The 12384-nt window shown below is 46.5% G+C and carries 10 protein-coding genes; 4 read left to right on the plus strand and 6 right to left on the minus strand.

What is annotated here, in order from left to right:
- Nucleotides 1-88: 88 nt before the first annotated feature.
- The 4 genes from CAG68_RS20100 to crp all read left to right on the plus strand — a co-directional run bounded on the left by CAG68_RS20100 (nucleotide 89) and on the right by crp (nucleotide 3210).
- A complete protein-coding gene (locus CAG68_RS20100) occupies nucleotides 89-1096 on the plus strand; it encodes a hydrolase (protein ID WP_086047073.1) in 1008 nt (335 codons plus the stop codon).
- 33 nt (nucleotides 1097-1129) lie between these two features.
- Nucleotides 1130-1342: a YheU family protein gene (locus tag CAG68_RS20105; RefSeq protein WP_005381436.1), complete on the plus strand. Its 213-nt coding sequence runs from the start codon at nucleotides 1130-1132 to the stop codon at nucleotides 1340-1342.
- Nucleotides 1343-1467: 125 nt separating this feature from the next.
- Nucleotides 1468-2337, plus strand: a complete 870-nt coding sequence (locus tag CAG68_RS20110) for a phosphoribulokinase (protein WP_086047074.1) — start codon at nucleotides 1468-1470, stop codon at nucleotides 2335-2337.
- Nucleotides 2338-2577: 240 nt separating this feature from the next.
- On the plus strand, nucleotides 2578-3210 hold the full coding sequence (crp, locus tag CAG68_RS20115; protein ID WP_005381432.1) for a cAMP-activated global transcriptional regulator CRP: 633 nt from the start codon (nucleotides 2578-2580) through the stop codon (nucleotides 3208-3210).
- A gap of 152 nt (nucleotides 3211-3362) precedes the next feature.
- Here crp and CAG68_RS20120 read toward each other — a convergent pair whose 3' ends face one another.
- The 6 genes from CAG68_RS20120 to CAG68_RS20145 form a co-directional block, all read right to left on the minus strand.
- Nucleotides 3363-4154 carry a DUF1338 domain-containing protein gene (locus CAG68_RS20120; protein WP_042523639.1) on the minus strand — a complete coding sequence of 264 codons (792 nt, stop codon included), beginning with the start codon at nucleotides 4152-4154 and terminating at the stop codon, nucleotides 3363-3365.
- 248 nt (nucleotides 4155-4402) lie between these two features.
- Nucleotides 4403-5860, minus strand: coding sequence for a succinylglutamate-semialdehyde dehydrogenase (gene astD / locus CAG68_RS20125; RefSeq protein WP_005381424.1), 1458 nt, complete (start codon nucleotides 5858-5860; stop codon nucleotides 4403-4405).
- A 28-nt stretch (nucleotides 5861-5888) separates the two neighbouring features.
- Nucleotides 5889-6908, minus strand: coding sequence for an arginine N-succinyltransferase (gene astA, locus CAG68_RS20130; RefSeq protein ID WP_005381422.1), 1020 nt, complete (start codon nucleotides 6906-6908; stop codon nucleotides 5889-5891).
- A 109-nt stretch (nucleotides 6909-7017) separates the two neighbouring features.
- Complete coding sequence (locus CAG68_RS20135) at nucleotides 7018-8229, minus strand: aspartate aminotransferase family protein (RefSeq protein WP_064354372.1); 1212 nt, start codon at nucleotides 8227-8229, stop codon at nucleotides 7018-7020.
- 361 nt (nucleotides 8230-8590) lie between these two features.
- Nucleotides 8591-9178, minus strand: a complete 588-nt coding sequence (locus tag CAG68_RS20140) for an aminodeoxychorismate/anthranilate synthase component II (protein WP_031780782.1) — start codon at nucleotides 9176-9178, stop codon at nucleotides 8591-8593.
- Nucleotides 9179-9367: 189 nt separating this feature from the next.
- Nucleotides 9368-12322 (minus strand): ExeM/NucH family extracellular endonuclease, encoded by a 2955-nt coding sequence (locus CAG68_RS20145; protein WP_161441570.1) that lies wholly within the window; start codon nucleotides 12320-12322, stop codon nucleotides 9368-9370.
- Nucleotides 12323-12384 lie beyond the last annotated feature (62 nt).

A 12384-nucleotide genomic window follows, 5' to 3' on the forward strand; every position in this document is an offset into this window, starting at 1 on the left:
AATCTGTAGAATACCTATAATCTTTATAAAGGATTATATTAATAAGTTCTTCAACGGACACCGAAGGACCGCATAAGAGCAGTTAGGTATGACACAATTTTTCGCAGCCGCCGGGATCAAAAACCCGCATCTCCAAACGCTTTTGCCGCGTTTTATTCGCAAAAAAGCGTTGTTTACGCCGATTTGGCAAACCCTCGATACATCCGATGGCGACTTTCTCGATCTCGCGTGGAGCGAGAACCCAACCCAAGAGCCTGCACAAAAAAAGCCGATTTTTGTTTTATTTCATGGATTAGAGGGGTGCTTCTATAGCCCTTATGCCAATGGGCTAATGAATGCATTTGCTCAATCTGGATGGCTGTCGGTGATGATGCATTTCCGCGGTTGTAGCGGTAAGCCAAACAAGAAAGCTCGCGCCTATCATTCTGGTGAAGTGACTGACGCCCGCCACTTCTTAGAGCACCTTGAGCAACGCTTTCCTGATAACCCCAAAGTTGCGGTTGGTATTTCTCTTGGCGGTAACATGTTGGCGAATTATTTAGCCCAATATAAAGACCACCCTATTTTGAATGCAGCGACTATTATCTCAGCGCCTTTAGACCTAGCGGCGTGTGCGAACCGTATAGAACAAGGCTTTTCAAAAGTGTATCGCCGTTATCTGCTTTCTTCACTGAAACGTAACGCGTTACAAAAGCATCATCTACTGCATGGCGAGCTGGCGCTGTCCTACAACTCAATCAAACGTGTCACACGGCTGTATGAATTCGATGATTTGATTACCGCACCATTGCATGGCTTTAAAGACGCACAAGATTATTACGACCAATGCTCTGGCTTAAGTAAACTACAGCAAATCACGCTACCCACACTGATCATCCATGCCAAAGACGATCCGTTCATGACCGATGATGTGATACCGAAGTTTGTTCTGCCAGATAACATTGATTACCGTCTCTTTGAGCACGGTGGCCATGTTGGCTTCCTGACAGGAACGGCGTTAAAACCTAAGTTTTGGTTGGAGGAAGCGCTGCCCGCGTATTACGAAAGTATCGCCGCAGATTACCTTTCTGCTGTATCCAAGCAACGAACGCAGTAAACTAGCCGCTCATCATAAAAGTTAGAGGTATTTATGATCATTCCATGGCAAGACATTGCGCCGGAAACATTGGAAAACTTAATTCGTGAATTCGTCTTACGCGAAGGAACGGATTACGGAACCGTCGAGGTTTCTTTGCATGACAAAATTGATCAAGTTAAAGCTCAATTGGAAAAAGGTGAAGCGGTTATCGTGTTCTCTGAGCTACACGAAACCGTCGATATTCAGCATAAAACAAAATTTTAGACCCTTCACATTTTACCGTATCCCACTCGATGACAAGGTATTGTTACGTGCTATAGTGGGATATCGACCGTGCAGTAGTAACTCTACTGCACATTACAGGTAAGTAATTTTCGACAAGGTTTGTCATGTCAGCTAAACACCCAATTATTGCGGTTACTGGTTCGTCCGGTGCCGGCACGACCACTACATCTGAAGCCTTCCGTAAAATGTTCAATATGATGAACGTTAAACCCGCATGGGTTGAAGGCGATAGCTTCCATCGCTTTACTCGCCCAGAAATGGACATCGAAATCCGCAAAGCCCGCGAGCAAGGTCGACACATTAGCTACTTTGGCCCACAAGCTAATGACTTCCCGGGATTAGAAGAGTTTTTCCGTAAGTTCGGGCATGACGGCACTGGCAGCGTGCGCCGTTATCTGCACACGTTTGACGAAGCGGTTCCCTACAATCAAATGCCAGGCACGTTTACACCGTGGCAAGACTTACCCGAAAACAGCGACGTGCTGTTTTATGAAGGGTTACATGGTGGCGTGGTCGATGGCGAGGTTAATGTTGCTCAACATGTGGATTTCTTAATTGGCATGGTGCCGATTGTGAACTTAGAGTGGATCCAAAAATTCGTACGTGACACTCGCGATCGCGGCCATTCGCGTGAAGCGGTAATGGACTCAATCGTGCGATCCATGGACGATTACCTCAACTATATCACTCCGCAGTTTTCTCGTACTCACATCAACTTCCAACGCGTACCGACCGTTGATACTTCCAACCCACTTAATGCAAAAGGCATCCCTAGTTTGGATGAGAGTTTTGTGGTGATTCGCCTACGCGGTATCAAGAATGTCGACTTCCCATATCTGCTGGCCATGATTGATGGCTCATTCATGTCACGCCACAACACGATTGTCGTACCCGGCGGTAAGATGAGCTTTGCAATGGAGCTCATAGTTCGGCCTATCCTACAACAGCTCATCGAAACAGGGAAAATTGGCTAAAAACCTGCCTGCGAAGATGTTTACTTTTCATACCGTGATCATGTGCACAGTTTTGCTTACAAAATCTCAATCATGGCACGATTAAAATCAAGAAATCGTTTTCGAAAAAGGATACTATTTCTTACCGAAACACAAGAGAGCTTGCAGCATATAAAAAGTGCTCTTATTCTAGTAGGCCTAATTCAGGCTTAGCTAAAATATGGATAGCGCAAGCGTACCCTGCAGAGGAAGTGAGATATTATGGTTCTAGGTAAACCTCAAACCGACCCAACATTAGAGTGGTTTCTTTCACACTGTCATATTCATAAGTACCCTTCAAAGAGCACGCTAATTCACGCGGGCGAAAAGGCAGAAACTTTGTACTACATCGTTAAAGGTTCTGTTGCGGTTCTTATCAAAGACGAAGAAGGTAAGGAGATGATCCTTTCTTACCTAAACCAAGGAGACTTTATTGGTGAACTTGGTCTATTCGAGGAAGACCAAGAGCGCACAGCTTGGGTTCGTGCTAAATCTCCTTGTGAAGTTGCTGAAATTTCTTTCAAGAAGTTCCGTCAGCTTATCCAAGTAAACCCAGACATCCTAATGCGTCTTTCTGCGCAGATGGCTCGTCGTCTACAAGTAACTAGCCAAAAAGTGGGTGACCTGGCGTTCCTAGACGTAACTGGTCGTATCGCTCAGACGCTTCTGAACCTTGCAAAACAACCAGACGCAATGACTCACCCAGACGGCATGCAAATCAAGATCACTCGTCAAGAAATCGGTCAAATCGTTGGCTGTTCTCGTGAGACAGTAGGTCGTATCTTGAAGATGCTAGAAGAGCAGAACCTAATTTCTGCGCACGGTAAAACTATCGTTGTTTACGGGACTCGTTAATCTCGAACTAGAGTGACACGAACAAAATTATAAAAGCCACCAATGGCAACATTGGTGGCTTTTTATTTGCTCATGACCAAATGAGATAGGGTACAGCGAACACTAATGAGTAAGCTTAACAGGTTAACAGGTTAACAGGTTAACCCTAAAACTTAGCCATTCGTACTTTCAAAGATTTTGTCAGCTGAAGCGGCCACGAAACCTGGGTACAAATCACCATTTTCCATCGGATAGCGCTTAGCAAATTCATAAAACCCGCCAGGGATAATTTCAGTGCCTTCGCTAAAACGAACCGCTACTTTATCTGCCATGGTCGATGACTGCTCTAGCAACACCTCAGGAGTGCCCTTCACTTCACCACCATTTTCATTAATGGTAAACCCAGCGGTACGCAGATGATCGTTTACCTGCTTCACTTCTTCATATTCATTGAGCTGGTTAACGCTCACCGTGAAGTGGTTTGCTCCGTAACCATGCGCCGCAAGCCAAGATGCGTACTCACTTTCTTTAGCCAACGTTTGGTAATCAGCAAAGCTTAAATCCCACAAGCGTCCACCATGTAAGAATGCGCTATCGTTCAGCTTGTCAGCATCGACTTGTGCCACCAAATTTTTCACAATCTCTTGTAGCTCAGGAGAGCACTCTTCAACTTTTAGCTCACTAATAAATACTTTAGGTTGCTTCGGATCTGGGTGCTCATAGTGCTTAGCAACCAGCTTTTTGCTTTCGAAAACGTAATCACCACACGCCTTGTAACCAATAGCTACAAATGGCTTAGCTAGAGTTTCAATACCAAGAGGCGCGATATTGAAGGTACGTAAAGCTATATGATCATTAATCAGAGGCTCATCTTCTTGAAGCAGCTGATGCACTTTAGCAGCCGAAGGGCAAAGACGTTGAATGTAATCTTGCCATAGCGATTCAAATAACACATCGGGCGTCATAACGACTCCTTGTTACGAGATGTAGAGTTTAAAGGTAAGCGGAAGTTGGCTGCTCGTTCACAACAAAAGTTGTCCAGAATAATGAACGAGCAACCATCAACCTGTGACGGTAAATGCCAGTCAGTCAACACGCTTTTCCGAGTCTTTGCTCACTTTTCGTGTTCTGCCAACGATCACTACAACCCATACCTAAATGATGCGCTGGCAAGGTGAGCCGCAATGCATAGTTGCGACTCTATTATTAAAACTTATAGCGCTACACCTGGACTCAATGTTGCAGGCAAGACAGTCTCTTGACCTTCCATTGATGCCATTGGGTACGCACAGTAATCTGCTGCGTAGTAAGCGCTTGGGCGCAAGTTACCCGACGCCCCCGGACCACCAAATGGCGCATCACCGCTTGCACCAGTGAGCTGGCGGTTACGGTTCACGATACCTGCACGAATGTGGTCAACGAAGTATTCCCATTCTTGGTCGTCGGTTGAGACCAAACCAGCAGATAAGCCAAAGCGCGTATCGTTTGCTAGCGCCACGGCTTTGTCTAACCCTTCGTAACGCACCACTTGCAGAAGTGGGCCGAAGTATTCTTCATCTGGTAACTCAGCAATGTTCGTTACATCAATGATGCCAGGAGAAACAAACGCCGCCTCTCCTGCTTTCGCTTCAATCAAGCTTTCACCGCCAAGAGACTGTAGATTAGCTTGTGCATCAAGAATAAACTTGGCTGCCGCGACCGAAATTTGCGGTCCCATAAATGGCGCAGGTTCTGCAAATGGTTGGTCTACGCGAATATTGCGTGTCGCTTCAACGAGTTTGGTGATAAGCGCATCGCCTTTTTCACCCAATGGCACATACAAACGACGAGCACACGTACAACGCTGCCCAGCACTGATAAACGCTGACTGGATGATGGTGTAAACCGTGGCATCCAAATCACCATATTTATCAGAGATCACCATCGGGTTATTACCACCCATTTCTAGTGCGAGCATCTTGCCCGGTTGACCCGCAAATTGACGGTGTAATACATGCCCCGTATTTGCGCTACCCGTAAACAGTACGCCATCGATGCCTTTTGCGTCAGCTAGGGCGATACCAGTTTCTTTCGCGCCTTGAACAAGGTTAATCACGCCTTTCGGCAGACCGGCTTCTTCCCATAGCTTCATTGCCAATTCACCCGTCCATGGCGTTTGCTCAGACGGTTTGAAGACTACCGTGTTACCAGCCAGTAGCGCAGGCACAATGTGACCATTTGGTAGGTGGCCTGGGAAGTTGTAAGGACCAAACACCGCCATCACGCCCAATGGGCGGTGGCGCAATACGATTTGGTTGCCTGCTGCTTCACGGCTCGCCTCACCAGTGCGGTCATGATAAGCGCGAATCGAAATGGCAATTTTACCTGCCATGGCTGCTGCTTCAGTGCGCGTTTCCCAAATCGGCTTACCGGTTTCTTTGGCAATCACTTCGGCGATTTTTTCGCTGTTCTCTTTTACTTTCTCCGCAAAAGCCAACACGATTGCCTCACGCTCTGAAAATGGACGCTTTTTCCAGTCAATAAACGCTTCACGCGCTGCAGATACCGCCTGGTTCACCTGCTCTGCCGTTGCACCTTTGCCTTGCCAGATCACTTCTTGGTTGTACGGCGACAGAGACGTAAATGCTTCACCCTGACCTTGTACCCATTCACCTGCAATCCAATGTGTCATTGTTTCTATCCTTAAATTCTGTCGTCTGTTACTGCGGAAGAAGGCGAACGAAATCCCCTTCTTCAACCGAAAGTGCATCCGCAACGTCTGGTGCAATCATCACGCTTTGTGTTTCTGCGTCATACGCCGCTTTAGTGACTGTCGCACGGAAGTTCTCGAAAGATGAATTACACATCAAGAAGTCTTGTGTGCTGGAATGTTCAGAGATTTTGACTTGCGCACGGAATGAATGACGTACCGACTCAATATTACGCAGATCACACTCAACCGTTGGGCCACCGTCGAAGATGTCGACGTAGCCTCGGTTGGTAAAACCTTCACGCTCAAGCAGCTTCAGCGCTGGACGCGTGTTGTCATGTACTTGACCAATCACGGCTTGCGCTTCTGGGCTGAGCAGATTGATGTAAATAGGCAGTTTCGGCATCAAGTCGGCGATAAAGCCTTTCTTGCCGATACCTGTCAGGTAATCTGCAAGCGTGAAATCGATAGAGAAGAAATGCTCTTGAAGCCATTGCCAGAATGGTGAATTACCCTCGTCGTCTGAAACGCCTCGCATCTCCGCAAAGATCGTTTCAGAGAAGCGCTCTGGGTGCTCTGCCATCATTAGGAAACGACACTTCGACATTAGACGACCATTCAGACCTTGGCGGAATTTCTCACGCAAGAACAAGGTACAAATTTCGCTGTTACCCGTGTAGTTATTACCAAAAGTAAGCAGTTTAACGACGTTGTTAACGCCAAGCTTTGGCGACGAGTGCACAACTTTACTAATGTGATATGAGTAAAATGGGACATCCCAGCCGATAGATGCTTCGATTCCGGTGGTACCCGCAACCTCACCCGTTTCAGAGTCAAAGCCAACCATCAGGTAGCCTTCATCGCCTGGTTCTGCCACATCTGGCTTACCAAAGCTGTACTCTGAATGTTTGATTCGATTGGTTAACAGTTCTTCGTTAACCGGTAGAGATGTAAATCCGTGACCAGACTCCACCGCACAAGTGTGCAGTGCGTCGTAATCCGACATCGCGATAGGGCGAACTACTAGCATCAATACTCCCTCCAGATGCAAGAAGATCCTAACTATATTGTAGGAACAATTCCCCCATCAGAGATCCTTGACGGGGGTGTCTGCGTTGACGTTTAAACTGATATCGCGCTTAAACTAAAGTCGCGATCGCTTTATCCAGTTTCGCCAAGCCTTCTTCAATTTCTTGTTGTGTGATAACGAGTGATGGTGTGAAACGTACGACATTGGCACCCGCAACCAATACCATGAGACCTTGTTTACCTGCAGCAACCAGCACGTCACGCGCACGGCCTTGCCATTCTTCATTTAGTGCAGCGCCAAGTAATAGGCCTTGACCGCGCACTTCTGAGAAGATGTTGTACTTCGCGTTGATCTTCTCTAGACCTTCACGGAACATTGCTTCGCGTTCTAGTACACCAGCCAAAACCTCTGGCTTAGTGACTTCATTTACAACCGCTTCTGCAACCGCACACGCTAGTGGGTTACCGCCATATGTAGAACCGTGAGTGCCCACTTTCATGTGCTCTGCCAATTTTGCTGTCGTTAGCATTGCACCGATTGGGAAACCGCCACCAAGTGATTTCGCAGTACTTAGAATATCTGGCGTGATACCTAAACCTTGGTAAGCGTAGAAGTTACCTGTACGGCCATTACCAGTTTGCACTTCATCGAAGATCAGTAAGGCGTTGTGTTTGTCACACAGCTCGCGAACCGCTTGAGCGAACTCAGGCGTTGGTGGCACGATGCCGCCTTCACCTTGTAGTGGCTCCATCATGACCGCACAAGTACGATCAGACATGTGTGCTTGTAAAGCTTCGATATCGTTGTAAGGAAGGTGTGTCACGTCGCCTGGCTTAGGACCGAAGCCGTCAGAGTATGCCGCTTGGCCACCAACCGTTACGGTAAAGAATGTACGACCGTGGAAACCTTGTTTGAATGCAATGATTTCAGATTTCTCAGTACCATGAACGTCTGCTGCATAACGACGTGCCAGCTTCAAAGCGGCTTCGTTTGCTTCTGCGCCAGAGTTAGCAAAGAACACACGCTCAGCAAAACTCACTTCTGTTAGCTTTTTCGCCAGACGAAGGGCTGGTTCGTTCGTCATAACGTTACTTAAGTGCCAAAGCTTGTTAGCTTGCTCTGTTAGTGCGTTTACCATTACTGGATGACAATGGCCAAGACAGCTCACTGCAATACCACCAGCAAAGTCGATGTATTCATTACCTTCCTGATCCCAAACACGTGAACCTTTACCTTTAACAGGGATCATTTCCATCGGGTTATAGCAAGGTACCATTACCTCATCGAATAAACCGCGCTCTACTTTAATTTCCGTTGTCATTGCACATTCCTTCTTGATACCGCATGCGTAGCAGATAAGCGAATTTAACCGGCTCTCTTTGCCAGCAAATAATGTTTTGCATTTAAGCTATTGCGGCATTGTATTTACATTTAATTAACCATTTCAATAGTGATTTATTCTTTTCGTTCTCGAAAGCAACTTCCATTAATCACTGCTTATGACTATTTATGCATCAAGAAAGTAAAATAGAGAAGTGATTTTTTATAAATGTTATGTAATACAGGGGATAGAAGGTTTAAAAAGACATGAATAGACAAAGAGACTCGAGAGAATCGCATAGTTTTGCAATCTGCTCACCTCAGCAAAAAGATGAATGATTTGTTAAGAAAAGTGATCGCGATCAGATCGCTTTGCGTGCTAAAAAGTTCGCAAGCAACTCGTGACCTTGCTCAGTTTTGATTGATTCTGGGTGGAACTGCACCGCATCAATTGGCAAGGCTTTATGTTGGTAACCCATTATTTCATCCATGCTTCCGTCCGGCAGTTCTGTCCATGCAGTCAGTTCAAACACGTCGGGTAAAGTACCGTTTTTCACCACAAGAGAGTGATAACGGGTTACCGTGAGTGGGTTATTCAGATTTTTAAACACACTACGACCGTTATGACGAATCGGTGAGGTCTTACCGTGCATCACTTGTCGTGCACGTACCACTTCACCCCCAAACACTTGCGCTATCGCTTGATGGCCAAGGCAAACACCCAATATTGGAAGCTTACCAGCGAAGTGTTCTATCGCTTTCAGTGAAATACCTGCTTCGTTCGGCGTACATGGCCCTGGCGAGATCACCAAATGAGTTGGGTTGAGCGCCTCAATGCCTTGGATATCGATTTCATCGTTACGCACCACCTTTACGTCTGCACCAAGCTCGCAGAAGTATTGGTAAAGGTTGTAGGTAAAAGAGTCGTAGTTATCGATGATCAACAACATAAAGGGTCGGTTGCTCCAATCCGTTTTGGCAATGCTTACGTAGTGAATCGCCACGTTCGTGACAATCAAGGGCGGTATTTTGCTATACCAAGCAAGAAAGGCAAGTTTTTGCTGAATAAAAAGGCCAGCATAGGCTGGCCTTTGGTCTTTACAGTTATTTAGGAACTGTTTGTCAGGAAGTAAATTCGCTTAGCGGCGACGACGGAATAAGCCGAGACCTAGCAGCGCAAATAGAGCACCAAAACCAAACGAACCACCATCTGAATCCTTCGACCCTTCTGTTCCAGCTTCAGTTTGCGTCATTGAAACATCACGAACAGAGCTAAACTTCACGATATTACCTGTCGAGTCAGTCACTTTCTCTTCTAACTGATAATTACCTTGCTCTGGCGTTTGTTCAAACTCAATATTCACGCTACGCGCATCAATATCAGCTTGAACTAAGGTTTGGCTAGCCGAGTAAGCTTTCGTATCGCTGCTTGCCGCAGCCGCTTGTGTGGATGGCGTTAAGTTCACCGTAACAATATCGCCCACAACCGCCGTTGGTGGTAAACGGACATCGACGGCTAAGTTGTCACCTGCTTTAGGTAAATCGATGTCATCATCTGGTAAATCAATCGCGATGATCACTGGATCGTGGTCAGAGGCAGAGAACGCATCTTTGTACTTCGGCATATCACCTGTGTACTTGCTGCTGTATTCGAACAAGTTACTCTCTAGTGAGTTGATGTGCCAATCTTCAATTGCTACCACTTTTTGCGCTAGGCTGCTGCTTGCCAATGCGTGGTCCAAATTACCCAGCTCGCCCGAATAGGTGTAAGAAAACGTATCAGTGCCGTGCAGCAACGTGTTTAAATTGTGCAGACCGTAACCTTTTTCAATTTTGGTCTTCTCTACTTGAAGTTCACCATCACCAATGGTTGTGTAAGCAGCAGTATAAATGTCACGGCCGTATTTCTCTTTCGAGTAATCAGTCAGTGTCAGAAGTGGGTCTTCCATGCCATAAGCATTGAGGTCGCCCATGAGCAATACATCGCCTTTCACCTCTTTCAACGCTTCACCCACTGCGTGCGCAGCAGAAACGCGGAAGTTGTTACAGTTGCCTTGCAGATCCGCTGGCTCAGAATCTTCTACACCAGCAATCCACTCTTCAATACACTCAGAGCCTTTCGACTTAAAGTGGTTTACGACAATAGACAAATCTTCACCCGTCTCTTTCACCGTAAAGGTCTGAAGTAGACTGTGGCGTTGGTACTTATCGTAAGCAGGGTTACTTTCTGTGCCCTCTTTACGAGTAATTGTGTTTTCTGCAATGTGCTGCTCTGGCGTGATGATCACTTTTGCAGCGTCTTTTGGCGTTACTGCGTTAGCACGATATAAAATCGCCACCATGATCGCATCACTGCCAAAGTATTCGTCTTGGTATTTGTCTTGCTCTTCGATTTCGACATACGTGTAATGATCTTCAGCGTCATCAATCTCAGCATTTAGGGCATCAACTAAGTTTTGGATAGCACTGCCATCACCAAAGCCATTGTTCTCGACTTCCATCAAACCAATAACGTCTGCGTCCATCTTGTTCATCGCCGCAACGATTTTCGCTTGCTGGATCAGGAATTCGTCTAGATTAGTCGCACCACGGTTTTGTCCGGTTGGGTTTTCATGACCACTGTCAGCCACGGAGTTGAAGTAGTTCAGTACGTTGAAGCTTGCAATACGCAAATCTGAGTCCGCAATCGCTGGGGCATCTTTACGAGCCACGTCGAAGCCTTCACCTGAAGTCACGAAGTTGGTGTTATTGACTTCATTTGTCGCAATCAGGCGGTATTCGTTGTAGCTGTAAGCCACGACACCCTGTAGACCTTCTACTCGAGAACCAAGGCGAATGTGCTGCTCTGAAGAGCCATCTTGATCTGCATCTTTAGCAAAATCTGGGTAGTATGGGATTTGGCCGTTTGGTGCTTTGCCATCTGATTCTAGGTATACGCGGTTCGCTGCGTTGTCTTTTGCTAGCTCAACGGCTGCATCGCTCTCTGCCGCGTGTAATTGAGTCGGCTTTAACAATGGCGCTTCATGAGAGAGCATCATATTGTTACGACGTGAATCGTAGTCGTAAGAGAAGTTTCGAGTTACAAACAAGTCACTTGCCGAGGTCAACTCAACTTGCATGCCTTCATGACGCTCTAGCGCATCACGTAGTGTCTCACCTTCTTTGATAACAAGATCGGTAACTCGAGGGGTTTCAGAGGTGCCTGTTTTCACATAGCTGTTAGCATCAGAAGCTAGCTGAGTATTGCTGTAGTACTCTTGAACTTTACCTTTCACACAAACAACGTCACCAGCTTTTAGCTCCGTGTCTGCCGCATCGGTATGAATGAACAAACCTTCTGAGGTCTTGTCGTTGTTATCACTTTCTAGTGCTTGTAGGTAGAAACCTTTGGTTAGGCCAGTGGTAACAGCAGTCACGACACCAGTTACGAAATGATCTTCGTCAGTAATGTATGGGTAACCATCAATGAATGGAGACGTATCGCCTTCACCTTGAATATCTTGGATGGTAGTGAAGTTAGGTTGCTGACCGTCTACTTCACAAGCGAATGGTGCTGGTGGCTCAGTCGCATTTAGCTCACCAAGGCCGTCAATGTTGTCTTTCTCAAATGCCGTCCACTGAGATGCATCATAAGTAGCAGAAGGGGTTAGTGCATCACTGTTACGAACTAATGTGGTGTCTTTACCAAAATCTACGTCACCCATCACACCGATGATGTCGTGTACTTCACCATCTTTAAGCAGTGCGATCGGGTCATCACCGTTAAAGTTCGCGACGCTTTTATCTGTAATATCCGCGATAGCTTTGATGGTATCGCTCGCGTCACCATGCGCCAGTACATACACTTGGTTAGCTTGTAGCATCACTTGGCTAAGGTCGAATGTGCTACCCCAAGTACCACCACCGTTTGATGATTTCGCCAACTCGTAGCCAGTGAGTGTCACCGCAGTATCACCCGTATTAGCGATCTCTACCGCTTTATTATAAGCGCCGCCTTCTACGTATTGGGAAATAATAATCTCTGCGTTCGCGTTTGCACTAAGTGCACTGGCGATGGTTAATGCGAGTATTGAGGGTTTGATTAACGTGTCCATTGTCATACCTGATATTTATGTAAATGCAAACTTAGCTCTGGTTAGAGCCTGCCATTTGCGTC

Origin of the sequence: Vibrio sp. V42_P2S4T144 (genome assembly GCF_009904715.1) — a bacterium.
Lineage (GTDB): Bacteria > Pseudomonadota > Gammaproteobacteria > Enterobacterales > Vibrionaceae > Vibrio > Vibrio alginolyticus.